This is a genomic window from Nocardia vaccinii NBRC 15922 (assembly GCF_001613305.1).
GTDB lineage: Bacteria > Actinomycetota > Actinomycetes > Mycobacteriales > Mycobacteriaceae > Nocardia > Nocardia vaccinii.
The window spans coordinates 17,306-44,123 of the sequence record NZ_BDCC01000067.1; the positions used below are offsets into that span (position 1 = coordinate 17,306).

Here is a 26,818-nt window from a genome sequence, read left to right on the forward strand (position 1 = left end):
AGAGGATGCTCCGGCGACACTGGCCGGCAGTATGTTGCGCATTGGGGCATTCTTTCGATCACGGTGTCGTCGAAGATCTTTACCGCCTCGGTGGTCGCCGGGGCCCGATGAGTTCGTCGAGGAGTGTGAAGCTGTCGTGCGCTGTCACAGCCGCGACCGCGCGCTGGACGCCGACGCGCATCACCTCCCGGGGCTGCATGCGCTCACCCGCCTCGGCCGTGCAGACCGCCGCGAGGAAGAGTTCGGTGACCGCGGCGCGATACAGCGTCCAGGTATGGTCCGCGTCGAGATTCACGTCGGCCTCGGCGAGCCGGGTCACGTAGCGGCGCACCATATCCCGTTCGATTTCGCGAAGCAGGGCCGGTTCCACCGAGGCGGTGGCGAAGTAGGCGATATCGCGGATACCGGCCCCGGCCGCGGCGACCTGCCAGTCCAGAAATCCGGGTGTGCCGGATTCGAAGAAGAGATTGCCCAGATGTGGATCGCCGTGCAGCAGCGTCTGCGGCTGCGCCGCCCAGAACGCGTCGATATCGCCACCGCGTTCGAAGAAGACGCGGCATTGGCGCTTCATCCGCTCCGGGATGATATCGCCGGCGGGGCCGTGGATATTGCCGAGGAACCGGCGTCGGACGATGTCGCCGATGCGGATCTCTGCGGCCGTTCGCTGCGCGAGTGGGCGCAGATCGCCGGTGAAGCGGTCCGTATTCCAGAAGTGAGCGTGCAGCCCGGCCAAGGCGTCGACGACAGCTTCGGCCTCGGCGCGCGTCACCGAATCGACGACGGTGCGGAACTGGGCGGTACCGGTGAGGTCTTCGAGCAGTAGCACGCAGCGTCCGCGCAACCGGTCGGCCCGGGCGAGGTAGCAGCGGGGCACGCGCAGCGGCGGCGCGTCGCCCAGAGCCCGATAGGCGAGGATCTCGCGCGTGCCGAGCCGGAAGACGTTCATCAGAACGTGCTGTAAGTAGTTGCGCGGCACGGTTTTCAGGAACAGGTGGGTGGGTGCGCCCGGAAACGCGGAATCCACTGCGATCCGGGCTCGTCCGGCCGTCCCGGAATGCTGATCGAGGATGCGCAGCGAGGTCACCGAACCGGTGGGAAGGTCGAGCGCGGCCGCGAGCCAGCTCGCTGTCGCCTCGCCGGCCCGGAGCGGGATGCCATCCCCGGACGGCATCGTCCGGTCGGCGGCCGCTCGCACCGCCTCCTTGGCCACCGACGCGATACCGCGGGCGGTCGCCAGTACCTGCGTGTTCACGAAGCGTCCTTTCGCCGAGAGGGGCCTCACCGAGTGCCGATCAGGGGTGTGCGCCGTGTTCGGCCTGCTCGCGCGCGATGCGCTCGTCGTGGTGGCGAACCAGCTCCCGGAAGCCGATGCGGTGGTACTTCGGCTTCGGCTGTACGCCCCATTCGTCCCGTGCGGTGTTCTGGTCGGCGGCCTCCGGTTTGCCGCCGAAGGGCGGTCCGCCGATGGGGTAGGGGTAGCGGCATTCGAGACTGTCGTCGGAGTAGCGCACCTTCATCATCTCGCTGCAGATCTGCGTGAGTGAGAGCGTCGGCCAGCCGTACCAGACGGCGAGTGCGGGAATGGTGAACGCGCCCTCGACGACGAGTGCGAACAGGCAGACGAAGATGCCCCGTTTGAGCCATTTGTGCATGCCGGCGAAGGCGGGGGTGGTGCCGAGCGGAAGCTGCTCACCCGAGGGTTTCTCGGCCGCGGCAGAGGAGGTGGACATGATGGCGCTCTCCTGAAAAGTGTTGCGGAACAGTCGGATCGGATCTGCTCAGTCGGAGAAGATCTCCCGGTTCACCGTGTGCAGGTACGGGATGGCCAGGAATGGGGTGATGTAGAAGATGTCGTAGAGCCACCAGCCGAACACCGGCAGGACGGTGCCGTCGAACCGGATGTCGGCGTACATGGTCATATTGGCGATATAACCGACCCAGATGACGACCCCGAACCAGCAGGTGACGGTGAGCCATTGGTGACCCCAGCGCTTCATCTGCAGAAAACCGATGGCCGCGGCTACCCGCATCGGGAAGACCACACAGATCAGGGCGATTTCCCAGCCTTTTTCACCGGGCGCGCTGGAGCCGCCGATCCACAATTGGTTGTAGTGCCAGAAATATCCGTTGTCGACGAAATTGCCCCAGGCGGTGAAGAATACGCGTGTGATGAGTGTGTGGCTGGCGAACAGGTCCAGCACCCATCCGATGCTGTTGAGGAAGGCGTCGAGGACGACGAGGTAGCCGATCAGGGTCGCGATGATCGGCCGGACCGACAGCCCGTCGCGCTGGGCCCGGCGCTGCAGCCAGACGCCGCGCAAGAAGACCGGCAACCCGATGAATCCGAAGATGAACGTGCCCATGAGCGCGGTACCGACGGTGAGCCAGTGGTCGGCTCGCCGCTGAGCCGCACGGCTTCGTTCCTCGTGTTCGTCGTAGCCGGCAGAGGCGGCCGTCGCGGTGCGGCGCTTGGTGAATGCCGGGAGGTTCATGATCGCTCCTACCAGTCCCGAGACATGTACATGGACACCTGAATGAGAAACATCGCCAGTAGATATCCGTAGATGACGATCTGGAAGACGATCAGCGCGCGCCGCCGTTTCCGGTCCTGTTCGTTCATGACAGACCTCCTGAGGTCACGGTGTGGGAGTGGCGGGCGCGAGTAGATGCGCGGCGGCGATTTCCGCTAAACCGTCTCCGATGGCGCCGTCACTGCTCAGCGGTGCGAGTACGCAGACCCGCGCCGCCTCGAGTTCGTTCGCCCCGGCGGCGATGAGCCGCGCCGCGGCGACCAGCACCCGGGTGGACGGCGGTTCGAAGTGCAGGATCTCGTCGGCTTGCCGAATGCTGTTGGCGCAGTTGACCAGTCGCCGCGCGACGGCCGTATCGACACTCGATTCCGCGACGAGCACCTCGATTTCGCGCTCCGGCGCCGGATAATCCATCGCCACGGTGACGAAGCGCTGCCGGAAGGACGGTTTGAGTTCTTTGAGCGAGCTGCGGTAGGCCGGGTTGTAGGAGCAGACCAGCATGAACGACTCGGGTGCGGTGACGGTCTGGCCGGCGCGGTCGAGATAGAGGGTTCGGCGGTGGTCGATGAGCGAATGCAGGATGGCCAGTGAATCGTGGCGGGCCTCGACCACTTCGTCGAGATAGCAGATGGCCCCGGATTTCACGGCCCGGGTCAGCGGTCCGTCGGTCCAGACGACATCGCCGCCGGTCACCATGAATCGTCCAACCAGGTCGGAGCTGGTGAGGTCGTCGTGGCGGCTGATGGTGATCACCTCCCGCCCGAGTAGCCGGCCCATATGTTCGATGAATCGGGTCTTGCCGCAACCGGTCGGGCCGGTCAGCATGACCGGCATTCGTTGCCGGGCAGCCCATTCCACGATGCGGACCTCGCTGCCCGAGGCGTAGTACAGATCTGCTGTCATTCGGACACCAACTCTCGGTGGATGTGGGCCAGGACCGCCGGCAGTTCTTCGGCCCGCCGGATGCGGCGCGATCTGCGGGGTCCGAAGACCTCGGGGAGCGGGTCGACGCGGGTCGGTCCGATGCCGAGGTAGTACAGGCGGACACCGGCTTCTTCGGCCTCGTCGACGGCGTGGGCGACATCGGCCCACGCGTAGCGGCCCTCGTAGCCCTCGTCGGACATCAGCCCGTCGCCGATGACGATGATCAGCCTGCGTTCACCGGGCTGGTCGAGCAGTCGGCGGGTGAGGTGGCGCAGCGGCGCGCCGAGCCGGGTATAGCCGCCGGTCGTAAGGCTCGAGTCACTCGGGTCGGCGAAATGGCGGTCGTGGAAATCCCTGAGACAGCGCACCTCCACCCGGTGGCGGGTGTTTCCGGTGAATACGAAAATGCCGTGGCGTTCGCGTGCCAGGGTCAGGGCGCGCGACAGCGCGTCGGCGCATTCGAGTTCCAGCCGGAAGGTGCGGCCGCCGTGCACACTCAGCGAGGCGCTGCCGTCCAGCAGCAGTGCGGTGGTCACGTCGCGGGAGTCCGGCAGCAGTTCGCGGAAGATCCGGGGTTGGCCGGCCTGGCCGGTGCGCAGGTCGAGATAGTGGCCGACGTAGCGGTCGACATCGATATCGGAACCGTCTTCGAGTCCGGTGTGCATCGTCCGACGGGTGTGTTGTTCGAACCATCGGCGCACCGCGGGCGAAGCCGCGGTGACCGGAGTGTCCGTGGTCGGATGCCTGCGTTCGAGTACGGCGACATGATCGGGCAGGAATCGCTCGGTCCACAGATTCCACTCGGGGTACGGAATTCCCGCGCGCTGATCGGCGCGGATCTCGATGTCCTCGTTCTCGGGCCGGCTCGGCGGCGGCGGATTCGAATTGCGGTCTCCGCCGTCGCCACCGACCGGAACGGATATGAGCCGACAGGTATCGCTGCGACGGGAGGTCCACGGCATCCGGCCGTGGACCCGCCGTGCCGTGGCGGCCAGAACACCGCGCGCCGGTGCGGCCAGCGGCAGATTTCCCAGCAGCGGGTGGCCGGTCAATCTCTGTTGTGAGCGGGCGAGATACATTGCGCGGTCCAAGATCTCGCTGCCGTCGAGTTCGTGGTCGATGATCTCGAGTTGCGGCAGTATCCGGCGCAGTTCCGGCAACAGACCGGGCATGCGTTCGGCGATCCAGCCCGCGGCCACCCCGCCCTCCACGACCGACACCGCGTTGCGCTGACGTGGTGACAATTCGTGCAGCGCGTAATCGGCCACGCGGTCCTTGGACGGGGCGCATTGCAGTGCCACGCCACAGGTCAGGGTCGCTCGGTTCCAGTCGATGCCGAGCGCCGGGTAGGGGACGTGGACCACAGTGCGCCTCCGGTCGAGCCCGAATTCGCGCCGCGGGCCGGTGACCAGGCGCACGCCCTGTCTTCGCTGTCCGGAGAATGCCGCCGCGGTGACCGCGCAGCTGCGCTCCAATGCCGCGGCGTGCCGGCTTGTGTCAGCGGTCATGGCCGTCCCGGAAGATCGCTTCGCGCAGTCGGTTTCGCCCATCGGGGTGCTCAGAAGGTGCCGATATTCTTCATGACCCAGTACCAGAAGACGGTGATCGACAGCACCCCGCCCCAGGCCGCGGCGAGCCGCACTATTTCCTGCCACATGGTCTCTTCTCTCTGTCGTGCGATGATCGTCGTGCTCATCGCGGTTCGAGGCTGCGTACCGTCGTGGTGAGATAGCTGTCCAGCACGGACTCGCGCAGCTGTTCGGCATTGGTGGTCGTGGTGAGCAAGCCGTAGAGGCCGAGCAGGAAGAACACGGCGCTGTGGTACGGGTCTACCGCGATCTGGGCCTGACCGGCATCGCGCGCGCTCTCGATCATGCCGGCGACCAATCCGATGACCGGATGCTCGCGCCACTGTTCGGTCAATGGCCTTGTCGGTGAGAAGTGCACCGCCAGAAGGTCTTTGAACAGCGGTGTGCCCAGCCGTCGTTCCAGGGCGGTGACCAGCCGGACGGTCTCGGACAGGGTCGAGGCGAGGTCGCGTGGGGTCGCGAGATAGCGGGTGAGCGCGCGGGCGATCCTGGCTTCCTCGCGCTCCTCGAGCGCGAACAGCACATGTTCTTTGGTGGGGAAGTGAAAATAGAACGTACCGCGCGCCACACCCGCCGACGTGGCTATCGCACCCACGTCGGCATCTGCCATGCCGGTCGCGGCGAATTCCGCGATGGCCGCGTCGAGGACGCGCCGGCGAGTTTCCAGGCGCCGGGCCTCGCGTCCGCGGGGCCTTTCCCGAATCTCACTCATGGGTCCGCATCTCGATATGCGCCGGTGGCAGCGGTCGGCGAGGAAGTGGCGAAGTTGCGCTCGCAAACGAGCGAGAGCTGTTGTGGCAGTGGCGAATAGCGAATGAACCAGCTCGCCTGCGCATCACTACTTTGACAGATGTCACTGAATGATGTCAATAGATCCGGGCGGATCTGCGCGATGTTTCAGGAAGCTCCGAATATGGGATCGAACAGGGAAGATGTGGTAACTGGAAGATGTCCGGTAACTGTTCCAGTAGTCGGTTCCCGGTGCCGCGCCGGCCGGTGTCACAACGGAGTCATATCGCTGACGAGCCACCGATCTCCGTGCTTTTCGGCGGTGACGGTCACCCGGCTCGAGCTGGTGGTCGGGGCGGGTACGGCCGTACTGATGGTTATCTGGTCGATGTACATCAGCAACGTCACGCGGTCCGGCGCGGCGGCGAGTACGCCGGTGGCGACGATGTGCGCGCGGGTCGTGACACCCTTCTGCTTCGCCACGGGAGCGATCGTCTTGGTCACCAGGCTGCGGTAGTCGTCCTGGAACGAACCGGTGAGTCCGGTGACCGAGGTGAGCTGTTCGTCGACGTTGTCGGCGGTGTAGCTGAGCATCTTCGAGATGGTTTCGACGGCGGCGGACGGTGCTTCCCGGCGTGCCGCGGCGGTGTCGGCGGCGTGGCGGTTGTCGCGGACCAGCAGAACCGCGGCGACGGTGGCGGCCACGATCACGGCGGAGACGAGGGGAATGATGCTGAGCAGCAGTGTTTTCCGGATGCGCAGGAAACGTACGGATCGGCCGGTCACGGTACGAACTCCACATCTGTGACTTTGAGGGCGCCGCCCACGTCTTTCACCGTGACGCTGAATCGGTAGGCGCGGTGTTCCTGCTGGTGGTTCTCGCTATCGGTGACCTGTGCGTCGGCGGCGACGATCACCGTGGTGGCGCCCTCGTCGGGAACCGCGGTACCGATGTCGTCGCCGGCGGCGGCGATGCCGGCGGCGACGACCTGTCCGGTCGACAGCACGTTCGCATCGCGCACCGCCTGTAGGTAGTTCTTCGACCGATCGTGCAGTTCGTCGGCGAACGGCGGGGCGGTGACGTTGCTGAGGCGAGCGAAGTCCGCGTCGGCTTTGTCGCCGCGGATGTTGATCAGTGCGGTGACCCCTTGTCGGGCGATGTCGACGATGGCCGCCTCATGTTCGGCATTGTCGTCGGAACGCCGGTGATCGTGCCATGCGAGGGCGGCGACGGTGCCGGAGGCGACCAACGCGATCACCGCGAGTGCCGCAGCCGGTTTCCGAAGGCCATTGCGCCCGGGGCGAATACGGCGCATCGCTCGCACGGACCGGAGTCGGCGCTCCGGCGCCGCGTCCGGTTTCATCTCGACCGAGACCGAACCGGTTTCAGGGCCACGGGCATCGGAGACCGGGCTCGATCCTTCCGGGGGACCGCTGGCGCGCGTGGCTTTGCGGCGATGGCGGCGCTGGGCCGGTTCGGTCGTGGTCACGGTATCGGGGCGGTCAGCAATTGTGTCCATGCCGGGTCCTGGTTTGCTGGTCGATTCGGGTGCGAGTCGGTGTGCGGACCGATGTCGATGTGCCGGTAGGGGGTTCCGTTCGGTGTGGTGTACATGGGAGTGCCGGGCAGATAACGGGCGATCGCGGGGCCCACGGGGGCTGGACCGGTCGTCGTCAGCGGCGCGGATGCCGGGGCCGCCGGCCCGAGTTCGCCGGGGTTGTTGTTGCCGGATGGCGGTCGCACGGCGCCGCGGCACTGGTCCGGAGTCGCGGCCCGCACACCCGGATTGTTCAGGCACGGCAGGTTGCGCATGCCTCGCACCGCGTACGGCGCATTCTCGGGCACGTTGCAGTAGAGATCTTTCGGGGTATCGATCGGGCTGTCATCGGTCGGCATCCGTCGCTGGCCGGCCGGCAGATAGCCGGTGGTGCAGCCGGGCGGATCCTGGGCTTCGACGGAGAACACCACGCTGACCGCGTGATCGGCCAGGCCGCGTCTGCCGGCGGTGTTCTCGGCCGCGATGAGCGGTGGCAGCAGGACGAGTACCTGCTCGATCGCGGGGTTGTAGGTGAGTGCGACCTGGCCGAGGCTGGTCATATTCGCCAGTAGCACCGGCAGGGTCGGCGAGAGTTGCCGGAACAGTCGGTCGGCCGCGTCGGCCGCGGCGGGACCGCGTTCCAGGATATTGCGCACGGCCGGGTCCGCGTCGTGTAGTTGCCGCGTCATCTCAGCCAGATTCATTGCCCAGGAGCGAATCTCGTCGCTGCTGACCAGTTGCGTACGTAACAGCGGAGTGAGTTTCTGCACCAGGGATACCACCGCGTCTTCGTTGGCGGCGAGGCCGTCGACGAAGGTGGTGGTGGAGTCGAGCAGGGTGGACAGGTCCTGCCCTTCGCCGCCGAGTCCGCGCTGGGTTTCGTCCAGAACCTCGCGCACGGTGCCGGGCGGCAGCGCGGCAAGCATCTTGCGGGACTGATCGAGGATGGGCCCGATCCGGTCGGCGACGTTCACCTCGTCCACGGCGATGACGGATCCGTCGTGCAGGTACGGGCCGTGACCGACGGCAGGCTGCAGATCGACGTACTGTTCGCCGATCGCCGACATCGAGCGCACCCGCGCGGTCAGATCGGCGGGCACCCGCACCGAATCGATCAGAGACAGGGTTGCGGTGACTCCTGTCGGCCGCAGATCGACCGAGGCCACCCGGCCGATGGTCCGTCCGTTGCAGGTGACGTTGGCATTGTGGTAAAGCCCTCCGGCCCTAAGCAATTCGATGACGACCCGGTACCGGCCGATATCCAGTGCGGCGGGGATTCGCAGGTAGTAGACGCCGGTGAAGACCGTCGACACGATCGCGATGATCGTGAAGATGATCAGCTGGGTGCGAACCAGGGAAGAGATCTTCATCGGCCGGCCCCCGGCGGGGGTGCGGTGGGATTCGGCCCGGCCAGCGGCGTGCCGAACAGCAGACCCTTCTGCAATCGCGAGAGTGTCAGGTCGGCTTCCGCCCACAAGTTCATGTAGTCGCCGCGTACACCGTTCTGGACGGCGATCGGGGGGAACGGGAAGGTGGCGAGCTGATGGATGTTGTTCACCAGGTCGTCGCCGGCCTCGGAGATCTTCTCCAGGAGCGGCACCAGGCCGGTGAGATTCTGTTTCAGGTCGCCGTGGATCTGGTTGACCAGTGCGGTGCCGGCATTGCCGAACCGGCTCAGCGCGGACAGGGCGGTGGTGAGGTTGCCGCGCTGCCGCGCGAGGACATCGATCGCCGGCCCGATCGAGTCGAGAGCCTTGCCGATGGTGTCGTTGTCCCGGGTGGCCCGGTCGGCGAACCGGTCCAGGCCCTGCAGCGTGGTGGTGATGGCCCGGCGCTGTGAATCCAGTTCCCCCAGCAGCGTATTCATCTGATCGAGCACGTTCACCACCGAAGCCTGGTGGCCGGCAACGGCTTTGTCGGCCTCGCTGACGATCATCTGCAGATTCCCCAGGCCGCCGCCGGTGAGCACCATCGACAGGGCCGCCAAAGTCTGCTCGGTGGTGGGATATTCACCGGCGCGGTCGAGCGGGATGACGCTCCCGTCGGCGAGTGTGCCCTCGGGGGCGGTGGGCGCGTCCAGTTCGATGTGGGTCGTGCCGAGCAGGCTGGTCTGACCGATTTTCGCGGTGGTGTTGGCGGGCAGCGCCGCGTCGCGGGCGAGGGTCACGGTAACCTTCGCATGCCAGTTCTCGGTCGTGATGGCCGTGATGGAGCCGACCTCCACGTCGTGCACCAGCACCGGTGCGTTGGTGGTGATCGTCGTGACGTCGGGCATCTCGATGATCACGTGGTAGCTGCCCGGGCCGTGCCCCTTGGTACCGGGTAGCGGTAGCGAGTTCAAACCGGTCCATTGGCATCCGGATATGCTGGCGCACAAAGCGATTCCGCAGACCAGTGCGACCGGTTTGCGGTAGCGTCGCGCGGCGTTCATCTCGGCTGCCCGGGGAGCAGGAGCTGTCGCAGCTTCGGTGGGCTGTAGACGAGTTGTCCGGGGCCCGCGCCGATGCTCTGGAATGGGTTCACACCGAGCGGTGGATAGTTCATCTTCAGCGTGTTCAGTAGTGGTCCGAGGTACTGCTGGCACAGCTTGGCTCCTTCCTCGGAGGTGCCGTTCCCGGTGGCGGCGATGGCGCCGCAGACGAAGTTGATCGGATTGCCGAAGTTCGGGAATCCGGGTACGCCGGTGATCGAGCCCTGGGCGGGCTGATAGGTGTTGTAGTAGTTCGACAGTGCGGTGGGGGCGCGGTGCAGGATGGTCTCGAGTGCGTCGCGCTGCGAGACGATGGTGCCGGTCGCGTCGGCGAGTCGGTTCAGCTGTGTGGTGATGCCGTCGCGATGGGCGGTGACGAACGACTGGATGTCGCCGATCGCGGCGTCGAGGTCGGCCAACGCGTTCGACAACTCGTCGCGGTCACCCGCGAGCACCTCCGATACCGAAGCCAGCCGCCCCTGGAACACGACGATCTGCTGATCGCTGGCCGACAGCGCGGTGGTGAACGCCTCCAGGTTGCGGATGGTGCCGAACAGGTCGTCGCTGCCCGCCGACAGGGTTGCCACGGTCTGCGACAACTGCTGCATGGTGGCGCGCAATGTGTCCGCGTTGCCGTCGAGCGCGGCAGCGGCGGAGCCGAGCAGCCGCGCCCCGGACCCGGTGGGGTCCTCGGGTTTCGGCGCCAGCGCCGCGGTGACCCGGTTCAGCTGTTGTTCGACCTGATCCCACTCGACCGGTACCGCGGTGCGCTCGATCGGTATGTCGAGATGACCACCGGCGCCGGGGCCGTGGGTCCACGCCGGGGTCAGCTGCACGAATCGCGCGGCGACCAGGCTCTGCGCCATGACGACGGCCTTGACATCGGCCGGTAGCCGCAGCGACCGCGGGATCCGCATCCGGACCTTCAGGGTGGTTCCGTCGTTGTCGATGCTCGTGATGGTCCCGACCTTCACCCCGACCACGCGGACCTCGTCACCGGGATACAGTCCGTTGGTGGCGGTGAAATGCGCTGTGACGGTGGTGAACCGGGCTTGCTGGACGAAGTGGTAGCCCGTCGCGGCGACAGCGACGACGGCCAGCGCCGCCCCGACGCGGATCGTCCAGCGCCGGCGCGGGGTTGCGGGAGCGGCGCGGGTTCCGAGTGCGGAGCGGATTCGGGTGATCATTTGACCTGGGGGATCGGCAGGGGCGCGGGCGGAAGCCCGAACACCGTGTTGAACAGGGGCTGGCTGTACTGGCCGGGAACGAGATTCTGGACGTAGGCATAGAAATACGGGCCGCTGGCCACCGCGTCACCCAGGGTGCCGATATAGGTCGACAGACCCTGAATGCTCTGGGTGATGTTGTCGCGGTTCTTGTTCAGCAGTCCCAGCACCTGCCCGAGTTCGTCGAGGGCGGGTTTCAATTCGGCATTGTCCTCGCGCACCATGCCCGACACCTGCCGGGACAGCTGTTCGATGCCGGTGATGAGCCCGCCGAGTGCCTGATTGCGCACCGCGAGTTCCCCCAGGAGCGAATTGCCGTCCAGCAGTAGCTTGTTCACTTGCGGTGCCCGCTGCGCGAGGACGCCGGTCACCTTCTCGGCGCCGGACAGCAGGTCGCGTAGCGCCTGATCGCGCTGGTTCACCGTCTGCGCGAGACGCTTCATCCCGTCGAGCGCGGGACCGACTTGCGGTGCGGCGGTGGACAATACATCCGAGGCGCTGTCGAGTGTTCGGGTCAGCTGATTCAGGTCGATATCGCGGATCGTGGTCGTCGCCTCGTTGAGGATGTTCGGCAGGGTGTAACCCGAACGCGTCCGCTCGATCGGAATGGTGCTGTGCACGCGAAGCCGACCCGATCCGGACGGCGTGATCCGAATCGAACGCTTACCGAGCAGGGACGTGGTCTTGATCGCGGCGGTCGTCGTATTGCCCAGGGCCACATCGGGATCGGCGGTGAAGGTGACCCGGGCGTAGCCGGAGTCGACCTCGATCGCTGTCACCTGTCCCACCTTCACCCCCGCTGCCGAGACATCGTCGCCGACCAGAAGACCGCTCGCGTCGGCGAACAGTGCCGAATACCGCAGCGGGGGCGGGTTGAGCATCGGTATGCGGTCGAATTGCAGCGCCACCAGGCAGATCGCCGCGGTGATCACGATGCCGACGATTCCGATTCGTCCGGCGCGGTGGGCGGATATCGGTCTCATCGCTTCGGTCCGCACCTTCCGGTCGTCTGGTTGTAGAGTTCGAGCACCTTCGGTTTGCCGTCCGGTCCGTCCAGCTTGAACGACAGCCCACAGAGGTAGAAGTTGAAGAACGACCCGTAGGCGCCGGTGCGGGTCAGCTTGCGATAGTCGTCGGGCAATTCGTTCAGTGCCGCGTCCAGATCGGGAATGTGATGGACGCTGGGCGTGAGCGCCGCGTCCATCCGGGTGATCATCGCGGACAGATCCGGGCGGATATCCGACAGCAGACCGGAGAAGGTATGGGTCGCCGTGTCGAGAGTCTCGACCGCATGGCCGAGGAGAACACGATCACTCGCGAGGCCCGAGACCAGTTGCTGTAGATGGTCCAGCGTGCTGCTGAATTGGTCTCCGCGAGAGGCGATTTGGCCTAGCACGGTGTTCAGGTTGGTGATCACCCGGCCGATGACCTGGTCCCGGTCGGCCAGCGTGGATGTCACTACGCCGACGCGCTGCAGCACCTCGGCGATGGTTCCCGCGTGCCCCTGGAAGATCTGCAGCAGAGCCATCGACAGCTCGTTGACCTGCTTGGGGTCCAGCGCCTGCAACAGCGGGTGGAATCCGCCCAGCAGCGCGTCCAGATCCAGTGCGGGCGCCGTATTCGGCAGTGCGATCGTCGCCCCGGGCGGCAGGAGCGCGGTGTCGGCGCCGCGCTCCAGATCGAGATACCGGTTGCCGACCAGATCCTCGTACCGGATCGCGACGCGGGTCGACTTCGTCGGCCGGTCGCCGCTGTCGATGGAGAAGTCGACATGGGCGCGATGGTCGGCTCCGTAGCACACCGCGCTCACCGATCCGACCGGCACGCCCGCGATTCGCACCTTCGAACCGGCCTTCATGCCCGAGGCGTCGGTGAAGATCGCATGGTAGGTGCGCGCGTTTCCGGAGTGGACCTGGGTGAAGACCAGGAACATAGCAGCGTTGACCAGTGCCATGACGATGACGAAGACACCGAGTTTCACCGCCGTCGTTCGCTTCATCGGTTACCTCCCAGACCGAACAGGTAACCGATCAGATCCGGCCGGCGCAGTCCGATGCCCTGGCGCGAGGGAGCGAACGGATTCACGCCGGTGTCGGTGACCACGTAAGGGACGGGTTCGACCGGATCGGTGTAGGGCAGGCCGAGGCAATGTGGTCCGCCCGTCGCGTCGACCCTGGGCAGATCGTCGGGGTACTGGTACGGCGCTACGCCCGGAGTGAGTCCGGCGAGCATCTTGACCCCTGGCTGTCCCGCGTAGGCGTCCGGATTCGTCTTGTTACTGGCGGTGATTCCCTGGAACAGGCAGGGGATCTCCGGGGAGTACTCGGCCAGCAGCGAGCTGGTCGGCGCCAGCATGCGTAGCACGCTTGTGAGCTGAGAACCGTTGTGGCCCAACAGGTCCGATCCGGTATTTGCCACCGTGGTGGCGCTCGACAAGGACTTCGCCAACTGCTGCTGTTTGTCGGTGATCGTGTTGCCGGTGGTGGTCAGTGCGGACAGGGTGCGCATCAATTCGGGGCTGATGTCGCCGTAGAGCGTGCTCGTCGGCGCCGCGGTTCGCAGCAGTTCGCCGATTCCGGGGTCGGCCGCGTTCAGCTCTGCGAGCATCTCGGAAGCGTGATCGATAGCCGCGCCGAGACGTTCGCCGCGGCCCCGCAGCGCGGTCGCCAATGCGCCCAGGGTGGCTTCGAGCTGAGTGGGGTTCACCGCCCGCATCAGATCGGTGAGTTGTTCGAAGACCGTATTGATTTCGACCGTCACATGGGAGATATCGATCGTCGCGTCCGGCGCCAGACGTGGGGTGTTCGCGCTCGCCGCGGCGGCGGACATCGTGGCGGGGGCGCTGAGGCTGAGGTACTTCGCGCCGAAGACCGTGCTGGAGGTGATCTGGGCGTCCACATCGGCCGGAATCGAGGCCAACGACGAGCGATGCAGGCGCAGCGTCAGGCGGGCCTGATCATTGTGGTAGTCGATGCGGGTGACCTCACCGACCTGGACACCGGTCATCGAGACCCGGGCGCCGCGATCCATCACCAGTCCGGCGCGATCGGCGATCACCGTCACCTGCACCCAGTCCTCGAAGCGCTGCTGATAACTTCCCAGTACTGCCCACGCGATCCCGGCGGCCACCAGAATCAGTGCCAGCACAACGAGTTTCAGCTTCGCCCAGTGCAACAGACGCATGGTGTCCCTATCCGGAAAGGTGGAAGTTGCCGCTGCCGCCGTACAGCGCGAGCGATACCAGCAGAACCACCAGCACGACCATGATCAGCGACATCCGCACCGCCCGGCCGACCGCCGCGCCGACCCCGGCCGGACCCCCGGCCGCGGTGAAGCCGTAGTGGGTGTGCACCAGCATCACCACCAGCGCGATGAGCATCGCCTGCACGAACGACCACAGCACATCCATCGGATCGAGGAAGGTGGCGAAATAGTGGTCGTAGAGTCCGGACGACTGGCCGAAAAGCACTACGGTGGTGAACTTTCCGGCGAGGAAGGACGCGGCCAGCGCCAGCGAGTACAGCGGCACGATCGTGATCATGCCGGCCGCGACGCGCGTGCTCACGACGTACGGGACCGGCCGGATCGCCATGGATTCGAGCGCGTCGATCTCCTCCGCGATACGCATCGCGCCGATCTGCGCGGTGGCGCCCGCGCCGAGGGTCGCCGACAGGGCGATGCCGGCGATGACCGGTGCGGCGATGCGGACGTTGATGAACGCCGACAAGAACCCCGACAGCGCCTCGATACCGATATTTCCCAGCGAGCTGAAGCCCTGGATGGCGATGGTGCTGCCGGTGGCCATCGTCATGAATCCGACGATGGCCGCGGTGCCGCCGATCACCGCCAAAGCGCCGCTGCCCATGCTGATTTCGGCGACGAGACGCACGGTTTCGCGTGGGTGTCCGATGACCGCACCGGGAATTCGCACAATAGTGTTGCCGTAGAAGACGAGCCGGGCACCGAGCGCGTCGACAGCGCTGTCCCAACGCGACAGCTGTCGGCGAGTTCGGACGAATTTGCCGGTCTCCGTGGTGTACATCAGGCGGTTCTCACTTCCCTGATATTCGGATACCGACAGCGGTTACCACGGTGTTGATGACGAACAGTGCGATGAACGCGTACACGACGGTCTCGTTGACCGCCTGCCCGACGCTTTTGGCGCCCCCGGATACCGACAGCCCGCGGTAGCAGGCCACCAGCCCCGCGATCATGCCGAACAGCATCGCCTTGACCGCCGAGATGGCCAATTCGGTTGCGCCGGTGAGCAATGTGATTCCGGAGGCGAAGGCGCCCGGGTTGACCCCCTGCAACTGCACCGAGAAGATGAAGCCGCCGGTGATGCCGATGGCGCACACCAGACCGTTGAGCAGGACCGCTACCAGCGTGGACGCCACGACGCGCGGGATCACCAGGCGCTGGATGGGGTCGATGCCGAGCACCTCCATGGCCGCGATCTCCTCGCGGATCACCCGGGAGCCCAGGTCCGCGCACATGGCTGTCGCGCCGGCGCCCGCGACGATCAGCACGGTCACCATCGGACCCACCTGGGTGACGGTGCCGAATGCGGCGCCCGCGCCGCTCATCGTGGCCGCGCCGATCTCACGCAGCAGAATATTGAGGGTGAAGCTCACCAGGACGGTGAACGGCACGGCGACCAGGACGGTCGGCAGCAGCGAGACACGTGCCAGCATCCAGCCCTGTTCGACGAATTCGCTGATCCGGAAACGGGTTGTCACGACACCCTTGCCGACATCGGCCACCATCGCGAAGAACTGACCGACCTCCCGGACAGGGGCGTTCAGCTGTTCCACTTTCATCGATCCTCCAGCGGACTGCTCGGATGTTGCGGATCATGCCGGGCCGAGTCGGCCGAATGGCTAACTATTGCTATTACAGTGTGATTGACGATACAGCAGCGAGGCGCGGCGGCGAGGGAAAATTCCGGGGAAATCGCCGTTCACCGAGCGGCGGCTGCCAAGAGGTCGCGAAGGCCGCCGATATCGACTTTTCCGGTGCTGCCGCGGGGTATCGCGTCGTCGGAGTCCAGTAGCAGCCACGCGGTGGGGATCTTGAAGGAACTGAGTATTTCGCGCGCCGCACCACGCAGTCCGTCCGCGGTCATCGTCGCGGTATCGCACACCACCGCCGCAGCGATCCGAATTCCCTGGGGCGCGGGGATATCCGTGACGAAGGCACCGGCAACCCCGGGGATGCCGCGAAGTGCGGCCTCCACCTCGCCGGGGTATACCGTGGCTCCGCTGATCTTGACCATGTCGTCGGACCTGCCGTGATAGAACAGGAAACCGTCCTCGTCGACATGTCCGAGGTCACCGGTGGTGTAGCAGCCGTCCGTGGTGAACAGCTCCTCGCGGCCACGTCGGTACATGCCGCGCAGGACATGGGGCCCGCGCAGCTGGATCACGCCCACGCTGCCCGGTGGAACCGGTTGGCCGTCTTCGGGATTCGCGATGCGGACCGTCATCCCACCGAACGGGCGCCCGCAGCTTCCCCAGGCCGATCGCGGCATATCGGTATCGGCGGGGTAGCCGCAGTAGGGGCCGAACGATTCGGTCATCCCGAACAGGTTGGCGCGTGCGCCGGGCGGGGGCCGCTGGTCCGCCGGCAGTACCGCGTCCAGGCTTCCGGCCTGTAGCGGTGGTATCTCGATGCCGAGTTCCCCGGCCCGGCGCGCCAGCGCGCGGGCCTGGTCCGGCCAGCCGCGGAACAGGGTGACGCGGTGCTCGCGCAACAGCGCCAGGGTGCTCTCCGGGGTCGGAATGTCCTCGGTCACGAGGGTTGCCCCCGCCAGCAGCGCCGAGAGCACACCGCCGCCGAATCCGCCGACCCAGAAGAACGGCATCGGCAGGTACAACCGGGTGGTGGTATCGATGCATCGGGTCGCCAGCCCCGAACGCACGGCGCCGAAGGCGCTTCCGTGTGAATGGATCACGCCTTTGGGCAGGCCGCGGCTGCCCGAGGTGAACATGATGGCCAGCGGATCGGCCGGGGTGACGGTCGCGGTCAGGGCGTCCACCACGGCAGCCGCCCGCGGATCGGCGGTCGCGGCGAGCAGTGCCGCGGTGAGGTGGACGCCGCGCAGGGCGGGCAGCGCCGGATCCGGCGGCGCCGGCACGCTCGTGGGCGTCAGTTCCAGTTCGCCGAGGTAGCGCCTGCCGCGGAATTCCTCGACCGCGATGAGATACTGCACCGCGGCAACCCGCAACTGGGTGCGCAGCTCAGGTGGGCGCAGCAGGGTACTGAGCGGCACCAGGACCGCGCCGAGGCGCGTCACGGCCACCGCAAGCTGGACCCATTCGGTCCCGTTCTGCATGAGCAGTCCGACCCGGCTGCCCTTGCCGATACCGACGTCTATCAGTGTGGCGGCCAAATCCGTTGTCGTCGAGTTCAATTCGGCATATGTGAGGCGTGAGTCCGGGGCCACCACCATCATCGCGTCCGGTGTCGCGGCCGCGCGCCCCCGGATCAGGCTGTCCATGGTCGGCGCGATCGCCGCCGCGGCGATGTCAGTCATCGAATACCCGCTTCAGCTCTCGTAGGTCGACCTTCCCGCTGGACAGCAATGGAATATCCGCGGCGGCGACCGCGGCGAACCGGCCGGGAATTTTGTAGGCCGACAGCTGGTTTCGCAGTTTCTCCCGCAGCATCGCCTCGTCGAATGCGCCGGGATCATCGACGGTGACCACCGCGGCGACCTGTTGCCCGCGGATGGGGTGCGGGAGGCCGAAGACATGGGCGGGGCACCCGGTGATGCCGGTGATCGCCTTCTCGACCTCGGCCGGGGCGACATTCGCGCCCGCGGTCTTGATCATGGCGCCGCTGCGGCCGAGGAAGTAAACGAATCCGTCGGCGTCGGCACGTGCCAGATCGCCGGTGTGGAACCACCCTTCGGCGTCGAAGCACTCCTCGCGGCTGCGCTTGTAATAGCCCTGCATGAGGTAGGGACCGCGGAAGCGGAGTTCGCCGACTTCGCCGACGGCCACGGACGCGCCGGTGTCCAGGTCGACGATCTCGGTGTCGAAGCCGGGTGCGGGCCGGCCGAACGAGCCGCGCCGGTGCTCGGGTTGATCGGACTCGTCACCGTCGATCAGGACGACGCTGCCGGTCTCGGTCATGCCGAGCATGTTGTGCCGCAGCTCCGGATCGGGCGGGCGCAGTCCGGCGGGCATGATCGGGTAGAGATTGCCCCTTCGCATCGAGGACAGGTCACGCTCGGCGAAGCTGGGATGATGCGCGAGATTGGCGATGCCGGCCGCGAACCCGTTGGTGACAGTGGGCTTTTCGGATTCCAGCAGGTCGAGTGTCGCGCTCGCGTCGGTCGAGTTGCTGCATACCAGCGTCGCGCCCGCGACGAGGGTGGCCAGCAGTCCGAAGGCGAATCCGCCGATCCAGAAGAACGGCGAATTGCAGAACAGCACATCGGATTCGGTAAGTCCGCGGATCCGATTGAGGTTGCGCTGATGCTCGAGCAGCGCCGCCTGGGTGTGTACGACACCTTTGGGGGCGCTGGTCGATCCCGAGGTGTAGACGATGGCCATCGGATCGCACCCGTCGACATCGTCTTCGGCTGCCGCGAGCACCGCGTCGTCGATGTGGTGCGCCGCCCGCCGCATGGTCTCGGCATCGAGGGGGCCCGGTCCGCCGTCGACGGCGACGTGACGCAACTGCGGCACCGTGCGGCAGAACAGTCGGCCCGATGAGTCCCGCTCACCTCCGGCGAGCACCTCGGTCAGCCGCTGCACATAGTCGTGGGAGCGGTAGCCGGCGGTGGCCAAAAGGATGCGAGTATCGCTGTGCACCAACTGTTCGCGCAGTTCGCGGGCGGTGGAGAAGGTGGAGAAGGGGACGACGACAGCCCCGATGCGGGCCGCGGCGAGGGCGCCGACGGCGAAGCCGGTGCCGTTGGGGTACAGCAGGCCGATATGGGTTCCCTTTCCCGCGCCGAGTGCGAGCAAACCGCGGGCCAACTCGGCCGAACGACGTTGTGCCGCAGCATAGGTCAAGCGCTCGGTATCGCAGATCAACAGTGGGCGGGTCGGCTCCGCGGCGGCCCGGGCGCGCAACAGCGGTGCCAGGGTGGTGGTGCCGGCGGCGGGCGGTGTATCGGTGTCGTGAATGCTCATCAGCGGATCCAGGGTTCGGGCCGGGCGTGATGGTAGTCTGCATCGGCCGCCAATTCGGCCTTGCCCACAGGGTTTCCGAGTCGGGTGTAGATCAGGCCCTGATCGAGTGCGGCCCGGTACGGCTTGTCCAGCGACTCCCAGATCGCCTTCACGGTGCCCTGCGTGGCGGCCGCGGGTTTGGCGGCGATCGCCGCGGCGATACGATGCGCGCGCTGCCACAACTGCCCGGGTGCGACGATTTCCGACACCAGGCCGATGCGCAGGGCGGTCTCGGCGCATACCCGTTCGTCGTTGCCCATCAAGGCGATGCGCAGAGTTTCGCCGAGGCCGATCCGCCGACGCAGGCCGATCGGTTCCAGCGCCGACACCAGTCCGGTGGAGACGTGCGAGTCGAAGAACGTGGCGTCCGACGAGCAGATCACCACGTCGGCCTCGTTGACGAAGTAGAAGCCGCCCGCGGTGCACATGCCCTGCACCGCGCACACCACCGGCTTCCACATCTTCTGCCATTTCGGGCTGAGCGCTTCACCCGGATCCTCGTGGTGCCACACGCTATCGGGCTGACCGTAGGACTTCTTGATATCCAGTCCAGCGCTGAAGGCCCGGCTTCCGGCCGCGCGCAGCACGACAGCATTGACCGAGTCTTCCGATTTCACCAGGTGCCAGGCTCGAATCATCTCCTCGCACATGGTCCGGTCGAAGGCGTTGAGCCGTTCGGGCCGATTCAGCGTGATGGTCGCTACCCGATCATCCGGCTCGACCTCGAGCCGGATGGTCTCGAACGCTGGGCCGGTGATATCGCCGCGGTGTGCTGCACTGCTCATGGGCGTGGCCTGTTTTTCGGCGACATGTGATTCCTCGTGACTCGATCGCTCCGGAAATACTCAGCGCCCTTGGAAGTCCGGCGTGCGCCGCTCCTGGAACGCGGTCAGCCCTTCTTTGAAATCCGTGGTACGGCAGGACAATTCGAGGTCGTACAGTTCCTGGTGCAACGACTGGCCGAGGGTGGCGTGCTGACCGTAGGCCAATGCCTGCTTGGCCAGTCCGAGCGCGACCGTGGGGCCCGCGGCGAGCTGGGCCAGCAAGGCGGCGACGGTCTCGTGCAGATCGCCGGCGGGTACGCAGCGGTCGATCAGGCCCCACTCCGCCGCATCGGCGGCGCTGACCTTCTCGCCGAGCAGCAGCATGCGCTTGGCCCGGGTGAGTCCGATCAGGCGGGGCAACAGCCAGGTGGAACCCGAATCCGGACTGAAGCCCCGGGTGACGAAGGGCTCCCAGAACACGGCGTCGTCGGCGGCCACGGTGAAGTCGGCCGCCAGCGCCAGGTTGCAGCCCAGGCCGGCCGCCCAGCCGCGCACTCCGCACACCACGGGAAGCTGAATGGTGTGCAGCAGCTCGATCACCCGGTGCGCGGTGTGCGGAATGCGCCGGACCAGGTCGCCGGTGCGCGGCCGGGGCCGGTCCGCGTTGTTGCTCGCTACCCAATCCACACCGGAGCAGAAGTCGGCGCCGCTGCCGCCCAGGTGCACGGCGCGCAACTCCGGGTCGCCGGCCGCGTCGGTCAGGGTTGCCACGAGAGTGTCGATCATCCGGGGGCTGAGCGAATTCCTCGTCGCGGGACGATCGATGAGCAGGTGCAGGACCGCGCCTTCCCGGCGCACGGAAACCGCGCCGGCGGAGGATGCTCCGGTGTCACGACTCACTGTTCCATCCGTATCTCGCAGAGGATACTGTCATGTATACGGTATAGGATACCGTAGTGTCATGCGAAAGGCGGTGAACAGTCGCCGGAGAGGAAAGAGGGCCCATGCCGGAGTTTCCGGGGTCCGACCGAGGCGCCGGGCGCGCCCGGTTCGGCGCGCAGCCATTGGCACAAACCCGCGCGGCGGCAGCCGCGTTACGCCGGCTCACCGGATTGATGCTGGCGCAGGAGAATCCGCACACCGCGGTCGACGAATTTCTCGCGATGGCGCCGCGATGGGAAAGCGCGCTATCGGCTACGGCGCCGTCGGACACCACGCCACGCGTCGGCGACGATGCGAATCGGAGTCAGCGGATATATCTCGATCACGCCTTCGATGTCGGCGGCTACAACCCCTGTTTCCCCGAGTATCGATTCGACCGGATAGATCCGGTGCGAGCCGGCGGGCGGGTGAGCTTCCCAGTGCCCTTCGAAGGTCCGCCCGGGCTGGTACACGGTGGATTCCTCGGCGTGTTCTTCGATTGCGTCGTCCAGCAACACAATTGCGCCGTCGGTCGTGCGGGTAAAACGCGGTCGCTGACGGTGACCTATCGTCGCCCCGCACCGCTGTCGACCGAGCTGCTGTTCGACATCGAGCGATCGGCCGGGGACCGGTCCATCGCCTCGACTGCCCGCCTGCTGCTCGGGGATACCGTGCTGTGTACGGGTGTGGTGGAGGCGGTCGCCGCCGCGCCCGACACGCTGGCGGGCGCGCGTTACGGGGAGCGCGGGCCGACCTAGGACGAGGTGGGCGGATCGCATCCGCCCGCCCGCGCACTGCGATACCTATTGCGCCGCAGGCTTGGTCGACCGACGCGTAGCTGGTGATTTCCGCGCGGCAGTCTTCCCGGCGGTCACGGTTTTCTTCGTCGCCGCGGTTTTCTTGGCGGGCGCCTTCGGGGTAGGGCTTTGGGTCGCTGTCCGCTTCGCCGGCGCGGTCGCCCGCTTCGTTCGTCCGCTCGCTCCGGCGGCGATCAGCCGATCGGCGCTTTCCAGGATGCGGTCGAGACCGTATTCGAAGTTGCGGTCGTCGGGCGCTCCGTTGTGCAGCCCCTTGGCGCTCGCCTCCGCCAGCAGTGGGGTTGTGTCCGGAGAGATGGTGAGGCGCTCGTAGTACGCGTTGGCGCCCGACTCCGATTCCTTGTTCTTGTCGTAGAGCCGTTGCAGCACAACGGTTCCGTGCACATGCAACTGGACAGCGGAGTAGGTGTCCACGGCCTCGACGAGCGTGAGGCCGGCCTCGATCAGGTTGGCGATCACCCGCTCGGTCTGCCGCGCGCCCAACTGCGCCGCCTCGGGGCTCAGCGCCGACCGGATCAGGATGAGGTCGCAGAGAATCGGATTGCGCAGGAAGGTCTCCCGCATGGTGCGCGCGTGTCGGCGCAATGATTCACGCCAGTCGCTGGCCTCCACGAACGGCGTGACGAAAGTGGCGTACTGGTGCAGCGCACGGTCGGTCATCGCATTGAGCAGGTCGTCCTTCTTGCGGAAGTACCAGTAGATACTGGTCACGCCGACACCGAGATGTTTGCCCAGCATCGGCATGCTCAGGTTGTCCAGCGATACCTCTTCGGCGAGTTCGAAGGCGCCGTCGATGATGTCCTCCGGATTGAGTGACCCGCGCTCACGCCGCGGCCGTTTCTCTGCGGCTGCCCGCTTCGCCATGATCGCGACCACCTCCGTGAAATCCGTTGTCTTCGAGTCCGTGAACCCGCCGCCAGATGCGGCGGAATGCCCATGGTACCGGTAACCGTAAATCTTACTGCCGGGCCTTCGATCGGCGCGTCGCGGGTGCGGCGCGGCGTGCGGTGAAGCACCTTTTCGTAGTATTTACAGTACGGTGTTCCGTCATACCCTCTCGGTCGCCGCCCGGATCACACGCGGTAGTCGCGCAGTACACCCTTGCTGATGATCCGCTTCTGGATTTCGCTGGTTCCCTCGCCGATCAGCATGAACGGCGCTTCCCGCATCAGCCGTTCGATCTCGTACTCGGTCGAATAGCCGTAGCCGCCGTGGATGCGGAAGCTGGCCTGCGTGATCTCGTTGCAGAATTCGCTGGCCAGATATTTGGCCATCCCGGCCGCGACATCGTTGCGCTCACCCGAGTCCTTGAGCCGGGCGGCGTTGACCATCATCAGATGGGCGGCCTCGACCTTGGTCGCCATTTCCGCCAGCGAGAATCCGATCGCCTGATGGTCGACGATGGGTTTGCCGAACGTCGAACGCTGCTGCGCGTAACGAGCGCCCAACTCGAAGGCGCGCAGGCCGATTCCGCAGGCGCGCGCGGCCACATTGACCCGGCCCACCTCGACCCCGTCCATCATCTGCTTGAAGCCTCGACCCGGCTGTCCGCCGAGTACGGTATCGGCCGGCGCCACGTAGTCGTCGAGGAGCAGTTCGGTGGTGTCGATGCCCTTGTAGCCCATTTTGTGGATCTTGCCGGGGATGGTCAGACCGGGGGCGACGGTGCCGAGTCCGGTGGGCTTTTCGATCAGGAAGGTGGTGAGATTCTCGTGCGGGCGTTCGCGGCCTTCGTCGGTCCGGACCAGTACGGCGACGAGATTGGCCGTCGAACCGTTGGTGAGCCACATCTTGCGACCGTTGATCCGGTAGTCGCCGGCGTCGTCGCGCACCGCCTTGGTCTTGATGGCCGCCACATCGGACCCCAGTTCCGGTTCCGACATCGAGAACGCGCCGCGCACCTCGCCGGTCGCCATGCGCGGCAAGAACTTTCGCCGCTGTTCGGCGGTGCCGTGGTGGGTGAGCAGATAGGCCACGATGAAATGTGTGTTGATCACGCCCGATACGCTCATCCAGCCGCGGGCGAGTTCCTCCACGCACAGCGCGTAGGTGAGCAGGGATTCGCCGAGCCCGCCGAATTCCTCCGGGATGGTCAGGCCGAACAACCCCATCTCGGCCATCCGGTCCACGATCTCCTGCGGGTATGAGTCGGTCCGCTCCAGCTCGGGAGCATTCGGGATGATCTGTCTGTCCACGAAAGTTCGCACGGCAGAGAGGATTTCGGTCTGCGCGTCGGTCAGGCCGTGGGTTCGGGCGAGTTTCACGTGTGTGTCCGTTCCGTCGTCGTGCGTCCCGATGGGCCGCTCATATCGTTCGTTCGAAGATCGCGGCGAGGCCCTGGCCGCCGCCGATGCACATGGTCTCGAGCCCGTAACGCACGTCCCGTCGGTGCATTTCGCGGGCCAGTGTGGCGAGCATCCGCACACCGGTCGTGCCGACCGGGTGGCCCAGCGAGATGCCCGAGCCGTGCACATTGGTGCGTTCGAGGTCCTGTTCGCCGAATTTCCATTCGCGCAGCACCGCGAGCGCCTGTGCGGCGAAGGCCTCGTTGAGTTCGATCAGGCCCATATCGGCGAGGGTGAGTCCGGCGTGCCGCAGTGCGGCCTCGGTCGCCGGTACCGGGCCGATGCCCATCACCTCGGGGCCCACCCCGGCCACCGCCCACGATTTGAGCGTGACCAGCGGGGCGAGGCCCAGTTGCTCGGCCTTTTCCCGGGTGGTGACCAGGCACATCGCGGCCGCGTCGTTCTGGCCGCTGGAGTTGCCCGCGGTCACTGTCGATTCCGGATCGATCCGCGCGCGAACGGGTTTCAGCTTGGCCAGGGATTCCACCGTGGTGTCCGCGCGCGGGTGTTCGTCGGTGTCGACGAGCTCCGGTTCGCCGCGCGCCGGCACGGCGGTGGCGATGATCTGTTCGGCGCTGGCGCCGGTGCGCGCGGCCTCGACCGCCCGCTGATGCGACAGTACGGCGAGCCGATCCTGCTCCTCGCGGGTGATCTCGTAGGTGCGCCGCAGATTCTCGGCGGTTTCCAGCATGCCGCCGGGCACCGGATAGTGTTGCCCCCCAGCGGTTTCCCGGCCGCGGGCGAGACCGTCGTGTACCCGTACCCCGCCCCGCGCCCCACCCCAGCGCATATCCAGGGAGTAGAACGCGACATTGCTCATACTCTCGGCGCCGCCGGCGACGACCACATCGTTGGCCCCGCTGGTGACCTGCAACACGGCCTGGATCACCGCTTGGAGACCGGAACCACAACGTCGGTCGATCTGCATTCCGCCGACGGTGGTCGGCAGTCCGGCATCCAGCGCGATGACCCGGCCGATGGCGGGGGCTTCGCTGTTGGGATAGCAGTGGCCGAGGATCACATCCTCGACGATGCCGGGATCGATACCGGTGCGATCGAGCAACCCACGCAGCGCGGTGACGCCGAGTTCCACCGCGGACAGCGAGCGGAACATGCCCCCGTAGCGCCCGATGGGGGTGCGGACGGGTTCGCAGATGACTGCCTCACGCATGGATCATTCTCCTGGATAAAGGTATGCACCGGCCGATCAGGTATGGGTGACGGACTTTCCGGTGTGCGGTATCCACTCGCTCACATGAACCGTCCGCCGGTCACTTCCAGCGTCGTGCCGGTCAGATAGGACGAGAGCTCCGAGGCCAGGAACAGCGCGACATTCGCGACCTCCGCGGGCTCACCCGCGCGTGCCATCGGAATTTCGGCCATTTTCTGCTCCCATACCTTCTCCGGCATGGCCGTGGTCATGGGGGTGCGGATCAGGCCGGGCTGAATCGCGTTGACTCGCACGCCATATCGCGCCACTTCCTTGGCCGCGGCCTTGGTCAGCCCGACGATTCCGGCTTTGGCCGCGGAGTAGTTGGTTTGACCTGCCATACCGACCTTGCCCGACAACGACGAGATGTTGACGATACTTCCGCGTCCATGCTCCCGCATGATCGCCGCCGCCAACCGGGTTCCATGCCAGGTGCCCTTGAGATGGACGGCGATCACCTGATCGAATTCGTCCTCGGTCATCTTCCGCATGGTGGCGTCGCGGGTGATGCCGGCGTTGTTGACCATGATGTCGATGGGGCCGAACTCCGTGCGTGCGGTGTCCAGGAGCGCCTCGACATCGGCGGCGCGGGTGACGTCGCAGGGCACCGCACGGACACGGTCCTTTCCCAACTTGTCCTGCACCTCACCGGGATTCAGATCGCCGACGACGACCCGGGCGCCTTCGCGCAGGAACGTCTCGGCGATGGCGAAGCCGATGCCCTGTGCGCCTCCGGTGACGGCCGCGACGCGACCTTCGAGCAGCGACATGGTGAAACCCCTTCCGGGATCGGACTGTCGGTACTGGGTGGTCCGTCAGTACTGGGTGGAACCGAGATCGACCGCGATCGCGGCGGCGGTAGCGTGGTGGAACGCACTTTATGGACCGCGAGGCCGATCCCGCAAGGCCCCGTGCGGGGCTGTGTCCAGTTCTGGAATTCTTCGGCACAGATACGGCTGTTGATGTTACAGTTTGCCTTACTGGATGTATCACTGCCACGCCTTCGCCGGAGTGTTGTGCCGCCGGGGCGAAGGCTGCTGAGGAGTGCGGATGTCGCAGGTCGTCGGGTTTTCAGGCGCTGGGCAGATGGGGGAGCCGATGGTTTTCCGGCTGCTGCGCGCGGGACATACGGTGCGGGCGGTGCGCCCGGTACTGGAGTCCTACGCCGGTACGATCGTGGCGACCGGCCCCCTGGGCAGTGCGCTGAGTGTGAAACTGGTGAACAACGCGTTGTTCGCCGCGAATGCGCAATTGGTCGCCGCGGCCGCCGATATCGGTCGGCGCCTGGGAATCGAGTCGCGGGATCTGCTGTCGGCGCTGCTGGCATGCAGTGGTCGAAGCTACGCCGCCGAGTCGATCCGGCGTACCGGCGGGCTGGATAGATTCCAGCAGTTGGCCGCGCCGTTCCTGCGCAAGGATGTGGCGGCCTGCCTCGCGGCGACGGCCGATGCCGGCCTGGAGCTGGGGCAGCTGGGCTCGGTGATCCACGACGGCCCGCTCGAACTCGGCTGAACACCGGAAGGCGGCACGGATGAACAGCGAGACCATCGGGCGAGCCGACGATGCCACG

General features: G+C 66.4%; 27 protein-coding genes. 2 read left to right on the forward strand and 25 right to left on the reverse strand.

The genetic code is table 11. The annotated features are described in order from the left end of the window. Window positions 1-79 precede the first annotated feature (79 nt). From NV1_RS34720 to NV1_RS34815, 21 genes are all read right to left on the reverse strand, one after another. The gene (locus tag NV1_RS34720; RefSeq protein WP_245714084.1) at window positions 80-1,252 is read right to left on the reverse strand and encodes a phosphotransferase; all 1,173 of its coding nucleotides are present in this window, start codon (window positions 1,250-1,252) and stop codon (window positions 80-82) included. Window positions 1,253-1,292: 40 nt separating this feature from the next. Then, a complete protein-coding gene (locus tag NV1_RS34725; RefSeq protein ID WP_067901485.1) occupies window positions 1,293-1,730 on the reverse strand; it encodes a hypothetical protein in 438 nt (145 codons plus the stop codon). Between the two features lie 48 nt (window positions 1,731-1,778). Beyond that, window positions 1,779-2,492, reverse strand: coding sequence for a hypothetical protein (locus NV1_RS34730; RefSeq protein WP_067901488.1), 714 nt, complete (start codon window positions 2,490-2,492; stop codon window positions 1,779-1,781). Window positions 2,493-2,636: 144 nt separating this feature from the next. Continuing rightward, window positions 2,637-3,434 carry a CbbQ/NirQ/NorQ/GpvN family protein gene (locus NV1_RS34735; protein WP_067901491.1) on the reverse strand — a complete coding sequence of 266 codons (798 nt, stop codon included), beginning with the start codon at window positions 3,432-3,434 and terminating at the stop codon, window positions 2,637-2,639. Then, the gene (locus NV1_RS34740) at window positions 3,431-4,963 is read right to left on the reverse strand and encodes a nitric oxide reductase activation protein NorD (RefSeq protein WP_067901637.1); all 1,533 of its coding nucleotides are present in this window, start codon (window positions 4,961-4,963) and stop codon (window positions 3,431-3,433) included. Before NV1_RS34740 ends, NV1_RS34735 begins: the two co-directional genes overlap by 4 nt. A 50-nt stretch (window positions 4,964-5,013) precedes the next feature. After that, window positions 5,014-5,151 carry a hypothetical protein gene (locus NV1_RS44105; RefSeq protein WP_157117559.1) on the reverse strand — a complete coding sequence of 46 codons (138 nt, stop codon included), beginning with the start codon at window positions 5,149-5,151 and terminating at the stop codon, window positions 5,014-5,016. After that, on the reverse strand, window positions 5,148-5,756 hold the full coding sequence (locus NV1_RS34745) for a TetR family transcriptional regulator (RefSeq protein ID WP_067901494.1): 609 nt from the start codon (window positions 5,754-5,756) through the stop codon (window positions 5,148-5,150). The genes NV1_RS44105 and NV1_RS34745 overlap by 4 nt, the downstream gene beginning before the upstream one ends. A 287-nt stretch (window positions 5,757-6,043) precedes the next feature. Then, window positions 6,044-6,559, reverse strand: coding sequence for a hypothetical protein (locus NV1_RS34750; protein WP_067901497.1), 516 nt, complete (start codon window positions 6,557-6,559; stop codon window positions 6,044-6,046). Continuing rightward, window positions 6,556-7,293 carry an Rv1363c family protein gene (locus NV1_RS34755; protein ID WP_157117560.1) on the reverse strand — a complete coding sequence of 246 codons (738 nt, stop codon included), beginning with the start codon at window positions 7,291-7,293 and terminating at the stop codon, window positions 6,556-6,558. The genes NV1_RS34750 and NV1_RS34755 overlap by 4 nt, the downstream gene beginning before the upstream one ends. After that, window positions 7,260-8,681 carry an MCE family protein gene (locus NV1_RS34760; protein ID WP_067901504.1) on the reverse strand — a complete coding sequence of 474 codons (1,422 nt, stop codon included), beginning with the start codon at window positions 8,679-8,681 and terminating at the stop codon, window positions 7,260-7,262. The genes NV1_RS34755 and NV1_RS34760 overlap by 34 nt, the downstream gene beginning before the upstream one ends. Beyond that, window positions 8,678-9,742, reverse strand: a complete 1,065-nt coding sequence (locus NV1_RS34765; RefSeq protein ID WP_067901507.1) for an MCE family protein — start codon at window positions 9,740-9,742, stop codon at window positions 8,678-8,680. Before NV1_RS34765 ends, NV1_RS34760 begins: the two co-directional genes overlap by 4 nt. Then, entirely contained in the window at window positions 9,739-10,968 is a 1,230-nt protein-coding gene (locus NV1_RS34770) for an MCE family protein (protein WP_067901510.1), read from the reverse strand. The genes NV1_RS34765 and NV1_RS34770 overlap by 4 nt, the downstream gene beginning before the upstream one ends. Beyond that, window positions 10,965-11,990, reverse strand: a complete 1,026-nt coding sequence (locus NV1_RS34775; RefSeq protein WP_067901640.1) for an MCE family protein — start codon at window positions 11,988-11,990, stop codon at window positions 10,965-10,967. The genes NV1_RS34770 and NV1_RS34775 overlap by 4 nt, the downstream gene beginning before the upstream one ends. Then, the gene (locus NV1_RS34780; RefSeq protein ID WP_067901513.1) at window positions 11,987-13,006 is read right to left on the reverse strand and encodes an MCE family protein; all 1,020 of its coding nucleotides are present in this window, start codon (window positions 13,004-13,006) and stop codon (window positions 11,987-11,989) included. The genes NV1_RS34775 and NV1_RS34780 overlap by 4 nt, the downstream gene beginning before the upstream one ends. Further along, window positions 13,003-14,190 carry an MCE family protein gene (locus NV1_RS34785; protein WP_067901516.1) on the reverse strand — a complete coding sequence of 396 codons (1,188 nt, stop codon included), beginning with the start codon at window positions 14,188-14,190 and terminating at the stop codon, window positions 13,003-13,005. Before NV1_RS34785 ends, NV1_RS34780 begins: the two co-directional genes overlap by 4 nt. A 7-nt stretch (window positions 14,191-14,197) precedes the next feature. Next, a complete protein-coding gene (locus NV1_RS34790) occupies window positions 14,198-15,049 on the reverse strand; it encodes an ABC transporter permease (RefSeq protein ID WP_067901518.1) in 852 nt (283 codons plus the stop codon). 10 nt (window positions 15,050-15,059) lie between these two features. Further along, window positions 15,060-15,827 carry an MlaE family ABC transporter permease gene (locus tag NV1_RS34795; protein ID WP_067901520.1) on the reverse strand — a complete coding sequence of 256 codons (768 nt, stop codon included), beginning with the start codon at window positions 15,825-15,827 and terminating at the stop codon, window positions 15,060-15,062. A 140-nt stretch (window positions 15,828-15,967) separates the two neighbouring features. Beyond that, the gene (locus NV1_RS34800) at window positions 15,968-17,542 is read right to left on the reverse strand and encodes a class I adenylate-forming enzyme family protein (protein WP_067901522.1); all 1,575 of its coding nucleotides are present in this window, start codon (window positions 17,540-17,542) and stop codon (window positions 15,968-15,970) included. Then, complete coding sequence (locus NV1_RS34805; protein ID WP_067901525.1) at window positions 17,535-19,151, reverse strand: class I adenylate-forming enzyme family protein; 1,617 nt, start codon at window positions 19,149-19,151, stop codon at window positions 17,535-17,537. Before NV1_RS34805 ends, NV1_RS34800 begins: the two co-directional genes overlap by 8 nt. Then, window positions 19,151-19,975, reverse strand: a complete 825-nt coding sequence (locus tag NV1_RS34810; RefSeq protein WP_067901528.1) for an enoyl-CoA hydratase/isomerase family protein — start codon at window positions 19,973-19,975, stop codon at window positions 19,151-19,153. Before NV1_RS34810 ends, NV1_RS34805 begins: the two co-directional genes overlap by 1 nt. A 60-nt stretch (window positions 19,976-20,035) precedes the next feature. Beyond that, complete coding sequence (locus tag NV1_RS34815; protein WP_084526216.1) at window positions 20,036-20,854, reverse strand: enoyl-CoA hydratase/isomerase family protein; 819 nt, start codon at window positions 20,852-20,854, stop codon at window positions 20,036-20,038. Window positions 20,855-20,958: 104 nt separating this feature from the next. Here NV1_RS34815 and NV1_RS34820 point away from each other — a divergent pair, with 104 nt between their 5' ends. Next, the gene (locus NV1_RS34820) at window positions 20,959-21,633 is read left to right on the forward strand and encodes a hotdog family protein (protein ID WP_067901533.1); all 675 of its coding nucleotides are present in this window, start codon (window positions 20,959-20,961) and stop codon (window positions 21,631-21,633) included. Window positions 21,634-21,678: 45 nt separating this feature from the next. Here the strand turns inward: NV1_RS34820 and NV1_RS34825 are convergent, their stop codons facing one another. The 4 genes from NV1_RS34825 to fabG all read right to left on the reverse strand — a co-directional run bounded on the left by NV1_RS34825 (window position 21,679) and on the right by fabG (window position 26,018). Next, window positions 21,679-22,557, reverse strand: a complete 879-nt coding sequence (locus NV1_RS34825) for a TetR/AcrR family transcriptional regulator (RefSeq protein ID WP_084526226.1) — start codon at window positions 22,555-22,557, stop codon at window positions 21,679-21,681. 209 nt (window positions 22,558-22,766) lie between these two features. After that, window positions 22,767-23,957, reverse strand: coding sequence for an acyl-CoA dehydrogenase family protein (locus NV1_RS34830; protein ID WP_067901538.1), 1,191 nt, complete (start codon window positions 23,955-23,957; stop codon window positions 22,767-22,769). A 40-nt stretch (window positions 23,958-23,997) separates the two neighbouring features. Next, window positions 23,998-25,209 carry an acetyl-CoA C-acetyltransferase gene (locus NV1_RS34835; RefSeq protein WP_067901540.1) on the reverse strand — a complete coding sequence of 404 codons (1,212 nt, stop codon included), beginning with the start codon at window positions 25,207-25,209 and terminating at the stop codon, window positions 23,998-24,000. A gap of 80 nt (window positions 25,210-25,289) precedes the next feature. Then, on the reverse strand, window positions 25,290-26,018 hold the full coding sequence (gene fabG / locus NV1_RS34840; RefSeq protein ID WP_067901543.1) for a 3-oxoacyl-ACP reductase FabG: 729 nt from the start codon (window positions 26,016-26,018) through the stop codon (window positions 25,290-25,292). A gap of 280 nt (window positions 26,019-26,298) precedes the next feature. Between fabG and NV1_RS34845 the strand changes: the two genes are divergently transcribed. After that, window positions 26,299-26,760, forward strand: coding sequence for an NAD-binding protein (locus NV1_RS34845; RefSeq protein ID WP_084526218.1), 462 nt, complete (start codon window positions 26,299-26,301; stop codon window positions 26,758-26,760). Window positions 26,761-26,818: the final 58 nt, after the last annotated feature.